Genomic DNA, 15,080 nt, shown 5'->3' with positions numbered 1-15,080 from the left:
CGCACGCGACTATTCGCGCCGTGCCAGCAGGCTCCCCTGATCGCCTGCGGCCACAAACCCGCCGCCGGGTGCCGTGCTGACGGCACGCAGGCCAAGCGGCGTGCCCGACGCCTCGGGCGCCCAGCGCTGGCCATCATGGCGATAGACGGTTCCGGCTGCGCCCACGGCCACGACCTGATCCGCATCCCCGGTCACCGCCAGAAGATCGGCGCGCGCCCGTGCCGGGGTGATCGTCCAGCGCTGGCCATCGAAATGACCGATCGTGCCCGACAGGCCGACAACGAAAATGTCGTCTAGCCCGCGCCCCCAGACGTCGAAGAGGAAGTACTCCGTGCCCGCGTTGAACGCGTCCCAGAGCGTCCCGTTCCAGCGCTGCACGAGGCCGAAATCCCCGACCGCCAGCAGATGCCGGTCATCGGGCCCCCAGAGCCCGTAAAGCGCGCTCTTGGTGCCGCTCGCCATGCGGACCCAGTCCGGGGCATCCGGGGTTTTCTGGAGCACGAGCCCCTCATCCCCGGCGGCGATCAGCGTGGCTCCATCGGACCAGAGCGACAGGATCGTCACGTCCATATGCAGGTCAAACGCCTTGCGCCAGCGCGCGCCGTCAAAGGCGTGGATCTCGCCCATCTGACCGGCGGCCAGCAGCGTGCCATCGGGCGCGCGGTTGAGCGCATGGATGCCCAGATTGCCGACGGGGGGCAAAGCCGCCCACTGCCCGCGATCCTGGATCAGAACCGTGCCCTCTTCGCCGCAAGCATAGAGCGCACCGCCGTCCCGGTCATGCCATAGCCCCCAGAGCTGTCGATCCGTGCCGCTCTCCGCCGCCTCCCAGCGTGGGGTCTCGGCCTCGGCGGCGACATAGGGGGTGAAATGCTCCAACGCGCCGGCCTCCCCGGCCAGCACGGTGCCGAAATCGCCCATGGCCAGGGCCTCGCCCGAGGGCAGCGTGACGATCCCGAGGATGTCATGGGCAATGCCGCTATCGACCCGGGTGATGCGCCCGTCGCGGATCACATGGATCTGCCCGGCATCGCCCACGGCGACGACACCGCGATTGCAGGCCGCAAGCGCCCGGAAGCGGGAGAACGCCGCCCCCTCGAAAAGCTTGGTCACCCCGTCCGCCGTCCACAGGGCCAGATCCCCGCGGAACCCGCCCGCATCGACGAAATACCGCCCGCCCGCCAACAGGACCGAACCATCAGGCAGGGTCAGCGCCGCGGTGAAGTTCGAATGCAGCGCACAGGGTTGCACCGCCCAGCCCGCATCCGCATCGCGGATCAGGACCGTGCCATCGCCGCCCGCCGCGAGCAGGCGACCATCTGGCAGCGCCGTGATCGCGCGCAGATGGGCGCGGGTGCCCGAGACCTCGGGCTGCCATGTGGCTCCGTCATAATGCAGGATCGTGCCCCGATCCCCCACGGCCCAGGCGCGGCCATCCTCGCCACCCGTGATCGCAAAGAGCGGTGTGTTGGCCGGGCTGCTGGCGTATTTGCCCGCGCCATCCACCTCGCAGCCCTGCATATGCCGCCAGTTCTGCCCATCATGGTGGAGGATCTGCCCCATCCAGCCCACCGCCCAGAGATCATCGCGCGACCGGCCCCAAAGCGCGTGGATCGGCACCGGCGCAGGGGCCGCCTGCCGGGTCCAATCCGCGCCGTCATAGTGAAAGATGACCCCGTCATCGCCCACCACGAAGACGCCGGCCTCATCGGCCCAGCCGTCCCAGAACACATCGCCCGATCCGGCCGCGAGGCTGGTGACCATATGCCAGCCCGTGGCGGTTTTCTCGGATGCGCGGAACGCGCCGCGAAAAAGCGCGCGGCGTCCGGGATCCTCCATCGCGCCATCCATCATGGCCGGGACCCCTCGTCGCTGGCCGCGCGGAGCCGTCCGGCCTCCTGCCCCAGCAAGGCGGCGATCTCATCGCCGAGCTCTGCGCCATCGGGCAGCTCCGCAAGGGCCGCGTTCAGATCGCGATCCGACAGGTTGTCCTGGAACACATCGCCCAGGGTTGCCGCCACTGCCTTGGAAAACTCTACGCGCCCAAGGGCCGCCACCGCCGCGATCAGCGGCGCGAAGGCCGTCGCCGCGACGCTTTCGGGATGAGCGCAGACCACCGGCGCGCCGGTATCCGAGCCCATGGCGATCTCGGGTGCAAGCGGCACCGCCGCGACGCGCTCGATCTCGAGCGCAGCCAGCGCCGCGTCGAGCCCGGCCTCGGGGAACAGATGAAACTCCTCGCTGCAATGGGGGCAGACCACGCCCGCCATGTTCTCGACCGCGCCGATCACCGGCAGGCCCCGCTCCTTGCAGAACCGTCCGGCCTTGAGACTGTCCATCTGCGCCACCGCCTGCGGGGTGGAGACCAGAACGGCCGAGACATTCGACCCTTCGAGCATATCGCAGAGCGTGATCAGCTCGTTGCCCGTGCCGGGCGGCATGTCCACGATCAGATAGTCGAGCGAGCCCCAGTCGAAGCTGCCGATCAGGTGGTGGATGAAGTCATGCTTGTAGGCATCGCGCCAGACGATCGGGGTGGTGTCGTCCTCAAGCATGAAGGCCAGGGAGCCGACCTTCACGGGATGCGCGATGCCATCCGTTTGAAACCCGTGGGTTTTCAGACCGTTATAAGTGGTGCGGGTCTTGGCCCCGGCAAAGCCGAAGAACCGGCTCTGGTTGGGGCCATGGATATCCGCATCGGCCACACCGACCCGGAACCCGTCCTGCGCGAGCCCGGCGGCAAGGTTGGCCGAGACCGTGCTCTTGCCAACGCCGCCCTTGTTGGCGAGCACCACGATGATCTGGTCGATCTCTTGCAGCCGCGCCTCGATCAGGCGGGCATTGTGATGCGGCTTGTCCAGCGCACAGGTGTCTTCCTGCGGGCAGAACTGGCAGGCATGGCCGAGGGTGCAATCGAGCTTGGCGAGCTTTTCTCCGAGGTCCATGTCTCAGCTCTCCTCCAGACTTACGAGGATCCAGCCATCCGAGACGCTTTTCAGCCCGTCCCGCTGTCCGTCCGAACCCTGCCAGATTGCGAAGGCCATGGGCACCTCGCCGCGCCGGAACGAGACCTCATAGTCCCCCGTGGTCGGGATCGGGCGCGACATCACCACGGACCATTCATTGGCCGCCGCGCTGCCCTTGTCGACGAACTCGGCCGCGCCGCTCACGGGCTGGTTGTCGAGCATGGTCGTGCTGCCGGGTCCGCCCGCCGCGAGGTTCTGCACCTCGCCACGATCCGAGCGCCAGTACCAGATGTTGACCGGCGCATCGGGCCCGTCCCCCATCAGATACGAAGTGGCATCGTCGCCCAGCGAAAACTGCACCGCCGCCGCATCCCGGAACCGGTTGGAACTGGTCACCAGATCGGGCTGCGCATCGCGCCAGCGCATCCGCACGTAGAACCGCTCGGAGGTGCGGGCCATGGTAAGATACACGTCCTGCCCCGCGTCATCGTAATCGATGCGCAAATCCACGGATTCGTGCACCGAAGGCGCCGGGGCCACATGGACCCGGTACTCGGGCAGACGTTCCCAGATGATGTCATTGGGGTCGTTGACCCGGCGCAGATAGATGCCATCGGGGATCCTCGAAGCGGCGACCGTATCCCCGGCCTCAAGCAGTTTGACATTCGCCTCGATGATCGAGCTGCCCTCGGCGAAGACCGGCGCGGCAAGGGCCAGAAGGGCGGTGGTGGCGAGGGTTTGGGACAGATGTCTCATCATGTCGATCTCCTTATCCCCAGAGGTTCTGTGTGGCGGGCGCGGCCTGCGCGGCCGCGGCGAGCGCGGGTTTGGGCGCGTCCGGGTCCCGGAACGGGCCGACCCGGGCTTCGAGCTCGGCAATCTGGCTTTCGGCCCAGGCCGCCATGTCCTGCACCAGCTGCATCACGGTTGGATCGAGATCCGCAACCGGATCGCGCCGCAGGAGCCCGGCAATCGCCGCGAGGGAGGGCTGCAGGTAGCGGCACAGGAAGTCCCGTTGCGCCCGGCGGGTCGGGTCCGGATCACGCCCTTGGGTCAGGGCCCGCGCCTCGAGATAGCAGAGCACGGCCATGAACTCGGTCATGCTGGCCAGATGGTCCGGCTCGTCCTGCCGCCCCTCATCCGCGGTCGCGGCGCGCAGGCCGAAATGCTTGTAGAAACTGGTGAGGTTCAGCATGAAGACCGGCCGGGTCAGCCCGGCGAGGATCGCGTCGTGATCCCCGGCGAGCAGGGGCGCGACCGGCTTGCCCTTGCGCCCATGGAGGAAGGCGGTGATGAAACCGGCCTCATAGGCGGCGAAATCCTCGCAAGGCGCAACCTGCGGCCAGCCGCGCCCGGTGACTTGCCTCCAGGCGGTCTCAAAGGCCGCGTGGAAGTCTCCCGAGGCGATGGCCGCGTGAAACTCCGGCGCGGGATGGGACAGGGTCAGCGCCGTGAGCCGCCAGAGCGTCTCTTTCGCGGCGGCGCGCGCGGGCGCGTTTCCCATGGGCGGGCGGTCGGGGGCTTGCATGGACATCCCCCTCAGCTCAGCTTGAACATATCGGCATGGCGGTAGCCGATCAGCGTGTCCATGAGCGCGCTCTCGCCGCCCTCCTGCTTCTTGCGCCGCTCGGCGCTCAGGGTCTCGAGCGCGGCCCGCACCCCGTCGCCAAACAGGCTCTCGAGATAGTCGATCGGCACCCGTGCCTCGTCGGTGGCACCGCCATTCTCGTCGATCTTGGGCGGGGACATGGGCGGGACGTAGAAGACATTCGGCTTCGTGCCCATCTCGGGATAGAGCGGCAGGGCCACCTTGTATTTCTCGACCAGCTGGTGGATCGGACCGGCCTTGTCATCGCGGTAGCCGATCCAGCGGATCCGCCCGACACATTGCTTGGCGCAGGCCGTGGGCAGGCCCTTCTCGATCCGGGGATAGCAGAAGATGCATTTCTCGGATTTCGAGATTTCCTCGTTGAAATAGACCTTCTTGTAGGGACAGGCGCTGACGCAGTAGCGGTAGCCGCGGCAGCGCTCCTGATCGATCAGGACGATGCCGTCCTCCTGCCTCTTGTAGATCGCGTTGCGCGAACAGGCCGCGAGACAGGCCGGGTTCTCGCAATGGTTACACAGGCGTGGCAAGTAGAAGTAATAGGAGTTCGGATACTCCCCCTCGCCCTCATCCTCGTCCCAATTGGCGCCCCAAGTTGGTTTGACATTCGGGCGCAGCCACGGGTCGGTGCCCGTCATCAATGCCTCTTCGTAATTATACTCCCACGGCACCCCGTAGTCCTCGGGCGCGGGCTCCTGCCCCATGCGCAGGGCGCCATCCTCGTCGAACCCGCCGCCCATATCGGCGTAGTTCTTGGGATAGCCCGTGCCGGGCATGGTTTCGACATTGTTCCAGTACATGTATTCCCGCCCGTTGCGGTTGGTCCACTGGAGCTTGCAGGCGGATGTGCAGGTGTGGCACCCGATGCATTTGTTCAGGTCCAGAACCATGCTGAGCTGACGTTTCACGGCCATGTCTTAATCCTCCCTCGCGGCGCGGCTCACGCCGGCTCCACGTCGACGCTGCTCTCATGCGCCAGCTGGTTTGCGTTCCACTTGAAGAGCTTGAAGCCCAGATGCCCCCAGCCCCCCGCCAGCTCGAGCGGCTGGATCAGGGTGGCCATGGTGTTGTTCATGGGTTTCATCTGCTCGTATTGGTGCGGCTCCCAGCCATGCTCCATCATGATCGAGCCCTCGGGCATCGACGGATAGAACTTGGCCTGAGCAAAGAACTCGCCCGCGCTGTTGAAGATCCGCACCCGGGAGCCGTCGGTGATGCCCTTCTGAGCAGCCAGGATCGGGCTGATATAGATGTTCGGCTCGCCGCGCTGGAGCCGCAGCATGAACTTGTTGGACCGCCAGTTCGAATGGATCCCCCAGCGGGTATGGGGCGAGTAGAAGGACAGCGGATAGTTCGAGGCCGCGCTTCCCGCATGGTGCCGCGCCGTGGGCACGACCGCGCCCATCCTCTCAAAGGTCGGGTGATCGCAATAGAAGGTCACGCGCCCGGTCAGGGTCTCGTAGGGTTTCTTGTCCCGGGTCTGGGCGACGAAGGGGTTGTAGGGCTCGTCCGGCGGAATGGGCTGGTTGTTGCCCCCTTCGGCATTCATCACGATGAAGCCCTTCTCGGCGGCCTCCTCCAGGGTCACGTCGCCCATCTCGGGGCTGTTCTCCACCAGCCAGTTGGTGGCGTCGTAATCGGTCATGATCGTGCCGTTCATGGTGAAGTCATCGAAGATCGTGTGCAGATCCCGGCTGACATCGCCGTCCTGATAGCCGCTGACCCCGCGCGCGAGGGCGCGTTCCTGGATCTTCTGGGTCAGCAGAACCATGATGTCCCAGTCGGGCTTGGCTTCACCTATTGGGTCAACCGGGCGTGAAAACACGTTGATAAACCTGTGAAATCCGACCGAGCGCAGATCCCAGGCCTCGTAGTGGCTGGCCGCGGGCAGCAGGTAGTCGGCCCATTGGGCGGTGCTGTCCATGCGGACATTGATATCGACGAAAAGCTCCTCGACCTCCTCGAGGATCCGCTCGCGGTAGCGGTCGGCGAACTTGTTGCGGCGGAACTTGTTGTCGGCGATCGAGATCAGCCCCTTCATGTCGCCGTGATAGGGCATCCAGCCTTCGCCGATGCTCTCGTTGATCATCTCCTCCATCTCATCGACATTGAACCCGACCCGCTCCTTGAGCTTGTCGGCGTCGAAATACTCGCGCGCGTGCTCGATCATGTGACCGCGCTGGAACTCGCCCAGACCGCCCGGCTCGAGCCGTGGGAACTTCTCGAACCCAAAGAGCGCGAGTTGCAGCCAGGGGATGTGTTTCCAGTCGATCCAGGAGGTATCCAGACCCCCGGTCTTGCCGCCATGCCCGGTCAGAGCCAGCATCAGCGACTGCGCCCAGCCGGTGTAGATCCCGTTGGAATAACGCCCGACATTGAAGCCCAGCATCAGGATCGCCTTTTTGGCCTCGGCAAAGCGTCTGGCCTCGTCGCGCACGGTCTGCGCGGCGATGCCTGTCTCCTCGGCGGTGGCCTCGGGGGCGTATTTCGCGGCCTCCTGCTTGACCTTCTCGAAGACCGTGGTGACCTCGATCCCCTCGACGGTGAAGGTCCCTTCCAGCGCCGGATCGACCCCGTCCAGCACCAGCGTCTTCTCTTCGGAGCCCATGGAGCCCTTGAGCATGACCGGCCCGCCCGAGATCGTGTCCCAGTGATAGAAATTCTGGTCCGAGCCGCCATCGACCAGATCGGCCTCGCGCAGCATCTTGCCCGTGTCGAGCCGCACCAGCACCGGCAGGTCGGTCTGCTCTTTCATGAAGTCCGGCTTGTAGAGCTTGTCCTCGATAATCACGTGCACAAAGGACATGGCCAGATGCGGGTCGGCCCCCTGCTTGATCGGCATCCACAGATCCGCATGGATCGAGGACGGGTTGTAGTCCGGCGCGACCGAGACGACGCGGGCACCGTTATACTTGGCCTCCCACAGGTAATGGGCATCGGGGATCCGGGTCGCGTTCGGATTGAAGAGCGACATCATGATGTAGTCGGCGTCGAACCACGCGTCCGAGGTAAAGCTTTCCAGCGGGTTGCCATAGGCCAGATGGGCGCCCGTGTTCAGGTCCCCCACATCCGTGAAGATGTCGAGCTGCACCCCGCCCACCAGCGAGGCAAAGCGATAGGGCGCCGCGAAGCGGACCATGGACAGGTTGCCGGACCCGGTATGGGTCATCATCTTGCCGGGCCCGTGCTTTTCGAAGATGTCGATGATCTTGTCGGCGATCTCCTCGGTGATCTCGTCCCACTCCATGCGCTGCCACTTGCCCTCGCCACGCGCACCGACACGCTTGAGCGGATAGCGCAGCCGGTCGCCCTCATACATGGCCGCCGAGTGGATCGAGCCCTTCTGGCACCCGCGCGGATTGGCGTCCGGCACGTTGGGATTGATCTGGGGATACTTGGCGAGCTGCTCTTCGCGCAGGACGATCCCGTCCTTCACATAGACGTCAAAGGCGCAGTTCCCGACGCAGTTGATGCAATGGGCCGCCTTGCCGATCTTGTCCCAGGTGAACTCGCGCCGATAGAGATCTTCCCAGTCGCGATAGGGGTACTCCTCGCTCAGTGTGTCCTCGATGGGCTCGAGCCGGTTGAGTGACCAGGCCTTGTCTGCGGCCAGCACCCCGGCCCCGACCAGCGTTGAATTCTTCAGGAAATCCCGACGCTTCATGCGCAGCATTTTGTCCCTCCCGTCTGTCGCCGCCCTGACCGGAACGCTGTCCGGGTGGGCTGGTTTTCGTTGCAATCACGATAGCGAGGGAGGTCCGCTCAAAGGCTGCGAAGTTGTGAACAGATGTAAACGAGTTGTAAACAACCGCGCTGACGGGTTCCGTCAGAGCCCGTTTGCTGGTGTAGTGCAGGGTGCGCATGGCATGGGAGGACGGCCCCGCGGGGCCGCTATGCAGATGAACCCGAAGGATCTAGCCACCGGACCGGCAGCGACAGATCACGCACACAGCATGGCGGCTGTGGTGCGCTTTCTCGAGGGGCGTCTCGAAACGCTGGTCGATCAATCCATCGAGATTGCCAAGCTGAACGGTTATGCGCCCTTCACGACCACGATCCGCGCGGCCTGGGTCGAAGCGATCCTCAGCGTCACCGAAAGCCTCGGCACCTACCTCAAGGCGCGCCCGGATACGGTGCCCGGGCCCCAGGCGACGCTCGATTATCGCACCGATCCGCGCTTTGCCCGGATGCGCCGGATCGCAAGGCGGCACCGCTCGCTTGGGATCACGATGCCCATGTATGTCGGGCTCTTCAAACATTTCCGCAATCTCTACATCCGCGAGCTGAACGGCATGCCCGAGGGGGTGCCTGACGGGCTGACCGACCGGGTGCGGGATTTCTTTGACGAGACCGAGCTGAGCATCTCGGCCGATTGGCACAACTCCGATGACAATGTCCGCCTGCGCGAACTGCAGGAGCGCGCCCGGGCAATCACCCTCGACAAGGACCGGTATTTCGCCATCTTCGAGAGCCTGCGCACGCCGGCCTTCCTGCTGGACAAGTCCTATAACCTGCTGAACGCCAATGAGGCCGCCGCCGAGACCTTTCTCGGCGAGATGAAGGCGGGCGAGATCATCTATCTGCGCCTGATGCGCCAGCGAAAGAACTCGCTGCAGGAGGTGATCGACCAGGCCATCGAGGCGATGACCGAGACCGACCGCGCGGTCTGGCTGAGCACCCTTGGCGGCGCGCGCTGCTTCGATGTGCGTATGCGCGGGCTGCATGACGCGGTGGACAACACGTCGATCGGCCATGTGATGCTGCTCAGCGATGTGACCGAACACCGCCGCGCCGCCGAGCGGGCCGAGCAATCCGAGCGCGGCATGTCGCGGTTTCTGGCCACCATGAGCCACGAGATCCGCACGCCGCTTCATTCCGTGCTGGGGGCGACCGAGCTTCTGCGCACGGCGGATACGGCGACGGCGCAGAGCTATCTCGACCTGATCGAGACCGCCGGACAAACGCTGCTGCAGACTTTGAGCAATGTGCTCGACTACTCGAAACTGGCCAATGACCCGCCCGAGCCGCGGGTGACGACGCTCGATCTGGCGCAGGTGCTTACCACCTATGAGCGGATCGCTACGGTCGGTCAGGGGCGCGAGACCGCCAATCTGAGCCTCGAGATCGCGGGCGACCTGCCCCGCTGGGTGCGGATCGACTGGGCCATGGTGCAGCAGGTGCTGAGCAACCTCATCTCCAACGCGATCCGGGTCGATGACGGGCGCGGGGTGGTCATGTCGATCCAGCGCTGCAGCAGCGAGGCCCCGGCCCTGCGCTTCGAGGTGCGCGACCACGGGCCCGGACTGCCGCTGGCCGATGCCGAGGCGCTGTTCAAGCCCTGGGAGAAGACCAATGCCCGCGAAACCGGCAGTGGCGGCGCGGGGCTCGGTCTCGCGATCGCCCATCACCTGGTCGAGGCCATGCGCGGGCGCATCGGCTACCGCAACGGAGCCGAGGGCGCGGTGATCTGGTTCGAAATCCCGTTTGATCCGGGGCAAGCCCCGGCCACCACCCCGACCGCGCCCCCGGACGAACCCGGGTCGCAGAGCCCGCGCCATCAACGCTGCCTGTTGGTCGATGACGACCCGATCGGCAGCACCGTCACCGCTAAGCAGCTGGAGCGGCTGGGCTTTGCCGTCACCAGCGCGGGTTCTCTGGCCGAGGCCGATGCGGCCTGTGCGCGGGGCGGGTTCGATGTCTTTGTCGTGGATTACACCCTGCCCGATGGGGATGGGCCCAGCCTCGTGCGGCGCCTGCGCGCGCAAGGGCCCGAGGGGCCGCGCTTTGTGGCGCTGACGGCGAATGTCGAAGCGCTGGAACGCGGTGCGGGGCTGCGCCATCTCTTTGACGAGATCCTGGCCAAACCCGTGGATCAGGCCGCCCTGGCCAATGCCCTCAAACGCCCGCCACCGCCGGTCACATCGCCCGCTGCCGCCGCGGCGCGGGCCAGCCTTCAGGGCCTCTCGGCCGAGACGGTGGCGGCCATGCTCGCGGCCTTCGAAGATGCGTGGACAGAGTTCCGCATCCGGCTGCGCGAGGCCCGCGCCGGCCGGGCGCCCGCGGATCTGGGGCTGCAAGCGCACCGGCTTGCCGGGAGCACGGCGATACTGGGGCTGAGCGACCTCGAGGCGCCCCTGCGCGCCTTGGACCAGCGCTGGTCCGAGCGGGCCAGCCCCGAGGATCTGGGCCCGATGCTCACCACGCTGGACCGGGATCTGACCCAGGTCCCGTCCTGGAATGCCCTGCTTGCCCTGACGGAGGCCCCATGAACGGCAGCGCAGGCCTTGTCCGCCCCGCGCCCAAAGGGCCGGCCCGGCTGGGCGCGGTCCTCTGCGTCGATGATGACCCGGTGGTGCAGCTCATGTTGGGGGATATCGTCCGGACGGCCGGTGGCAGCTATATGGCCGCGACCTCAGCACGCGAGGCGGAGGCAATGCTTGCCGAGACCGCCTTTGATCTGATCCTGCTCGACCGGAAACTGCCCGATAGCGACGGGCTGCTACTGCTGCAGACGATCAAGCAGGCGGGCGATTGCCCCGTGATCGTGCTCAGCGCCATGGACGAAACCCGCGACAAGATCCTCGGATTGGGGCTCGGCGCGGCGGAATACGTCACCAAGCCGTTCAATCCGGCCGAGCTGTCGGGCCGGGTCCGGGCCGTCCTGCTCGCGCGGGACAAGGCCCGCACCCGGGCCGATAGCGCACCGATCACCTGCGGGGCGCTGGAGTTTCACCCCGAGACCCGTGCCCTGCGGATCGGCCCGCAAGAGGCGTTCCTCCCCCCGGCAGAGGCGCGCCTGTTGCATGCATTTCTGCAGGGGATCGGCGCCCCTCAGAGCCGCGACACCCTCACCCGGATGACCTGCGGGCGGGACTGGAGTCCGGGCGACCGGACGGTCGATGTGCTGATCACGCGGCTGCGGCGACGCATTCCCGAGGAGGTCGCCAAGATCGTGACGATCCACCGCTTCGGATATGTGTTCACCCCCACCGAGTAACGCAGACCCGGCCAGGCCCAGCGGGCCCCCCTCGCCATGTCTGCACATCGCAATGCCCGTCAGGCAACACGCTGCAGACGGGCAGCGCTGGCCCGGGCCCGGAGGCTAGCGGAACACGTAGCCGAGGCCACGCACGGTGCGGATCACTTCGGGTTTGCTGGGATTGCGTTCGACCTTGCGGCGAATGCGCGAGATGCGCAGATCGATGGAGCGGTCATAAGGCTCCCAGGACCGGTCATGGGCCTGATCGAGCAACTGGTCGCGATTGAGGACCCGGCCCCGGTTCTGGGCGAAAACGCGCAGCAGGCTGAACTCCATGGTGGTGATCGCGATTTCCTCGCCATTCCCGTCAAAGAGCCGTGCGCCATCCAGATCCAGCTGACAGGTCCCGAAGGGCACGGTGCCGCCGCCCTGCGGCGCGCTGGCCTCTTGTGCCCGGCCAAGCTGCTTGCGGCGCAAGACGGATTTCACCCGCGCCTGCAATTCCCGCAGGTCCAACGGTTTGACCAGGTAATCATCGGCCCCGAATTCGAGTCCGAGGACCTTGTCCACGACCTCCCCCGCGGCGGTGAGCATCATCACCGCCACTTGCGAGGTTTCGCGGATCTCGCGCAGCGCGGTGAGCCCGTCCTTGCCGGGCATGCGCACATCCAGCAGCACGAGTGCGGGCTGGACCCGCCGCAGCGTCGCCTGCAGCTCATCGGCATTCGCGGCCTGCAGCACTTCGTATCCGCAATCGGTCAGGTGGTCCGACAACATGCGGCGCAGGTTGTCTTCGTCATCACAAATCAGGATCTGCTCGGGCATCAGTCTTCCTCGCCGGAGGCACGGGCAATCAGGGCCAGCAGCTCCGGTTTCACAATGGGTTTTTCGATATGGGGGCGTTTGGCGCGGTCCAGAAACAGGACAACCTGCGCGCTCAACGCGTCGCCGGTGATGAAACCCGTGCGCCGGGCATTCTCGGGCGCGATGGCTTCCAGGGCACGGTAGAAGGTCTCGCCATTCATCTCCGGCATCTTGAAATCGCTCAGGATCGCGTCGAAAGGCTCTGCCTCGGCCATGCGCAAGGCCGCGCGCGGATCGGTGGTGCAGGTGACCGAAAACCCTTCTTCCCTGAGCATGTCGCCAATCAGCCGGGCCACCACATCCTCGTCATCCACCACCAGAATACGGCGCGCACCCAAGGCGACGGGAAGGCTCTTCACCGGTCGCAGAACGGGCTTTGTGCGGGGCAAGGTGACGAAGAACTGGGTGCCGGCCCCGGTTCTCGAGCGCAGGGTCAGCGCGCCCTCATGGCTCTGGACGATCCGGTGGCTGAAGGCGAGCCCGATCCCGGTCCCCTCGCCCACATCCTTGGTGGTGAAAAACGGCTCGAAGATGCGCGACTGGATTTCCTCGGGGATGCCATGTCCGTTATCGGCAATCTCGGTCCGGACCTTCGCGCCCAGCACCCGGCTGCGCAGGGTGATCCGCCCCTCGCCTCCCTTGCTGCGCACTGCGTGCCCGGCATTGACCACAAGGTTGCTGAACACCTGGGCGAGCTGGTCGAAATCGCCCATGACCCGCGGGGCACTCGGGTCGAGATCGACCTCCACCACCGTGCCGCTGGTCTTGAGCGAATAGCTCGACACCTCGAGCGCAGTCTCGATGATGTCGTTCAGGCTGCAGACCTCAGTCTTGGCCGGGCGCTGGCGCGCCATGGCGAGGAAGGTCCGCACGATCTTGGCGGCCCGTTCCGAGGACTGACAGATCAGGTCCATCCGCTCCGACAGGACCGGGTCCTCGATCTTGCCCTGCAGCATCTGCGAGTAGCCGAAGACCACCGAGAGCGGGTTGTTCAGCTCATGGGCGACCCCGGCCAGAAGCTCGCCCAAGGCGGATAGTTTTTCGGTCTGGTGGGCCGTCTCGCGCTGTTGCGACAGCTCCTCCTCCAGGGCGAGCTGGTCGGTTACATCGCGGATCTGGATGAGCGAGCCGCCAAAAGCCGTGGCATGGGCCAGACCGATGAACTGCCGACCGGCGGCAGAGGAAAAATGGATCTCGCCCCCGGGCCGGGTCAGACCATCCAGTATCCACTTGGCATAGGCCTCGCGTGTCTGACGCTCGGGAATGGCGAAGAACCCGGCGTCGATCTGCGCCCGCAGGGCCTCGGCGAACCCCTCTCCGGGCGCAAGGATCGCGGCGGGTTCGGTCTCGCCCATCATGCGCATCCAGGCGGCATTGGCGAAGACGAAACCCATCGTCTCGTCGCAAAGGACAAAGCCCTCTTCCAAGGCCTCGATCGCGTCCCGCAGCATGTCGCGCGCCCGGGCCATGGAGTTGCGTTCCTCGGTGATGTCGAGGGCCGTGACCAGAAACCCGCCCAGATTGGTGGGTTTGGCCTTGGTCATGACGGTCCGGCCATCCTTGAACACATACTCCCGCCCGTCGCCGAAATTGCGCACCCAGTCTTCGATATCTGCGACGACCATGTCTTCGGTAACCTCGGACGGCAGATCCACGACATCCGCGCGGTATATCTCGCGCGTGCATTCCGTCACATGCGTCCCCACGTCGAAGGGGCGTCCACGATGGCCGAGGATCATGTCCACATAGCGCTGGTTGCAGGTCAGGAAGTTCATATCGCCGTCCCAGAGCGCGAAGCCTTCCTCGAGGGACTCCATCGCATCGAACAGCATTTGCAATGCGCGCGCCTCGGAGTTGCGCTCTTCGGTGACGTCGAGGGCCGTGATCAGCACCCCGCCCAGGTTGGTGGTCTTGGCCGAGACGACGATCGTGCGCCCGTCCTTGAGATTGACCTCGATCGGCCCGCCGAAACTGCGCGCCCAGGACATGTATTGCGCGATCCAGTCCTGCTCGGTCACCCCGTCGGGGATCTCGAAGAGACCCGATTGATAGGCTTCGTGGATGCACCTCTCGGCGGGCACCCCGACCTCCCACGGCGTACTGCGGAAGGGTGCCACGAGGCGCAGGTAATGGGCGTTGCACATCAGAAACCGGAACTCCGCGTCCCAGAGCGCGACGCCTTCTTCCAGCGCGTCGAAGGCCGAGATGATTTCGCGGCGGCGCGCATCCTCGGCCTGCCGGGCCTCCATGCGGACCGTGACATCCTCGATCGAGAGGAGGTATCCGCCCAACGCCGTCCGCTTGGACGAGGCCATCAGGGTCCGGCCATCGGTGAGCGGCAGGATGATCTCGGACTGGCACCCTTTCACCGCGGCCAGCAATCCGGCTGTCATGTCCTCGGGCGTCATGTCTTCGGGCACCACATAGGTTCCCGTAGCCAGCTGCTGGATCGCGAGATCCCCGGCATTGTCCCCGACCTTTGGCACCAGCCCGTCGGCAAAGGCGGTTTCCACATATTTCTCGTTGAAGAGCACGAAATTCATGTCCTCATCGAGCAGGGCGATCCCGTAATCGATGCCGGAAAACGTGTCCTCCAGCAGAGCCAGCGCTGCATCCCCGTCGACCTTGAACCGCGCCTCTGCCATGCACCCTGCCCTGTTCCACA

Annotated in this window: 10 protein-coding genes; 2 read left to right on the top strand and 8 right to left on the bottom strand. The window is 65.6% G+C overall.

Annotated elements, in window-relative coordinates:
* Positions 1 to 9 precede the first annotated feature (9 nt).
* The 6 genes from ACP15I_RS05185 to ACP15I_RS05160 are packed head-to-tail and all read right to left on the bottom strand — an operon-like array spanning position 10 to position 8,245.
* Positions 10 to 1,854 carry a glycosyl hydrolase gene (locus ACP15I_RS05185; RefSeq protein ID WP_424974202.1) on the bottom strand — a complete coding sequence of 615 codons (1,845 nt, stop codon included), beginning with the start codon at positions 1,852 to 1,854 and terminating at the stop codon, positions 10 to 12.
* On the bottom strand, positions 1,851 to 2,945 hold the full coding sequence (locus tag ACP15I_RS05180; protein WP_424974201.1) for a P-loop NTPase: 1,095 nt from the start codon (positions 2,943 to 2,945) through the stop codon (positions 1,851 to 1,853). Before ACP15I_RS05180 ends, ACP15I_RS05185 begins: the two co-directional genes overlap by 4 nt.
* A gap of 3 nt (positions 2,946 to 2,948) precedes the next feature.
* Positions 2,949 to 3,725: an ethylbenzene dehydrogenase-related protein gene (locus tag ACP15I_RS05175; protein ID WP_424974200.1), complete on the bottom strand. Its 777-nt coding sequence runs from the start codon at positions 3,723 to 3,725 to the stop codon at positions 2,949 to 2,951.
* 10 nt (positions 3,726 to 3,735) lie between these two features.
* The gene (locus ACP15I_RS05170; protein WP_424974199.1) at positions 3,736 to 4,494 is read right to left on the bottom strand and encodes a molecular chaperone TorD family protein; all 759 of its coding nucleotides are present in this window, start codon (positions 4,492 to 4,494) and stop codon (positions 3,736 to 3,738) included.
* 11 nt (positions 4,495 to 4,505) lie between these two features.
* A complete protein-coding gene (clrB, locus tag ACP15I_RS05165) occupies positions 4,506 to 5,486 on the bottom strand; it encodes a chlorate reductase subunit beta (protein ID WP_424974198.1) in 981 nt (326 codons plus the stop codon).
* Positions 5,487 to 5,512: 26 nt separating this feature from the next.
* The gene (locus ACP15I_RS05160; protein WP_424974197.1) at positions 5,513 to 8,245 is read right to left on the bottom strand and encodes a molybdopterin-dependent oxidoreductase; all 2,733 of its coding nucleotides are present in this window, start codon (positions 8,243 to 8,245) and stop codon (positions 5,513 to 5,515) included.
* A 280-nt stretch (positions 8,246 to 8,525) separates the two neighbouring features.
* Here ACP15I_RS05160 and ACP15I_RS05155 point away from each other — a divergent pair, with 280 nt between their 5' ends.
* Entirely contained in the window at positions 8,526 to 10,841 is a 2,316-nt protein-coding gene (locus tag ACP15I_RS05155) for an ATP-binding protein (RefSeq protein WP_424974196.1), read from the top strand.
* The gene (locus ACP15I_RS05150; RefSeq protein WP_424974195.1) at positions 10,838 to 11,569 is read left to right on the top strand and encodes a response regulator transcription factor; all 732 of its coding nucleotides are present in this window, start codon (positions 10,838 to 10,840) and stop codon (positions 11,567 to 11,569) included. Before ACP15I_RS05155 ends, ACP15I_RS05150 begins: the two co-directional genes overlap by 4 nt.
* Before the next feature lie 105 nt (positions 11,570 to 11,674).
* On the opposite strand, the gene ACP15I_RS05145 is transcribed toward ACP15I_RS05150, so the two are convergent.
* Entirely contained in the window at positions 11,675 to 12,376 is a 702-nt protein-coding gene (locus tag ACP15I_RS05145) for a response regulator (RefSeq protein ID WP_424974194.1), read from the bottom strand.
* Positions 12,376 to 15,060, bottom strand: coding sequence for a PAS-domain containing protein (locus tag ACP15I_RS05140; RefSeq protein ID WP_424974193.1), 2,685 nt, complete (start codon positions 15,058 to 15,060; stop codon positions 12,376 to 12,378). Before ACP15I_RS05140 ends, ACP15I_RS05145 begins: the two co-directional genes overlap by 1 nt.
* Positions 15,061 to 15,080: the final 20 nt, after the last annotated feature.

It is taken from the genome of Dinoroseobacter sp. S124A, from assembly GCF_049801015.1.
Taxonomy (GTDB): Bacteria; Pseudomonadota; Alphaproteobacteria; order Rhodobacterales; family Rhodobacteraceae; genus Dinoroseobacter.
The sequence above is the reverse complement of the archived record's forward strand: the minus strand, read 5'-3'. Positions and strand labels throughout refer to the sequence as shown.

What these genes read in the sequence shown, in the direction of transcription:
- ACP15I_RS05170 (WP_424974199.1), bottom strand. Translation starts at nt 4,494, where the DNA reads ATGCAAGCCCCCGACCGCCCGCCCATGGGAAACGCGCCCGCGCGCGCC.
- ACP15I_RS05155 (WP_424974196.1), top strand. Translation starts at nt 8,526, where the DNA reads ATGGCGGCTGTGGTGCGCTTTCTCGAGGGGCGTCTCGAAACGCTGGTC.
- ACP15I_RS05175 (WP_424974200.1), bottom strand. Translation starts at nt 3,725, where the DNA reads ATGATGAGACATCTGTCCCAAACCCTCGCCACCACCGCCCTTCTGGCC.
- ACP15I_RS05180 (WP_424974201.1), bottom strand. Translation starts at nt 2,945, where the DNA reads ATGGACCTCGGAGAAAAGCTCGCCAAGCTCGATTGCACCCTCGGCCAT.
- ACP15I_RS05160 (WP_424974197.1), bottom strand. Translation starts at nt 8,245, where the DNA reads ATGCTGCGCATGAAGCGTCGGGATTTCCTGAAGAATTCAACGCTGGTC.
- ACP15I_RS05150 (WP_424974195.1), top strand. Translation starts at nt 10,838, where the DNA reads ATGAACGGCAGCGCAGGCCTTGTCCGCCCCGCGCCCAAAGGGCCGGCC.
- ACP15I_RS05185 (WP_424974202.1), bottom strand. Translation starts at nt 1,854, where the DNA reads ATGATGGATGGCGCGATGGAGGATCCCGGACGCCGCGCGCTTTTTCGC.
- ACP15I_RS05145 (WP_424974194.1), bottom strand. Translation starts at nt 12,376, where the DNA reads ATGCCCGAGCAGATCCTGATTTGTGATGACGAAGACAACCTGCGCCGC.
- clrB (WP_424974198.1), bottom strand. Translation starts at nt 5,486, where the DNA reads ATGGCCGTGAAACGTCAGCTCAGCATGGTTCTGGACCTGAACAAATGC.
- ACP15I_RS05140 (WP_424974193.1), bottom strand. Translation starts at nt 15,060, where the DNA reads ATGGCAGAGGCGCGGTTCAAGGTCGACGGGGATGCAGCGCTGGCTCTG.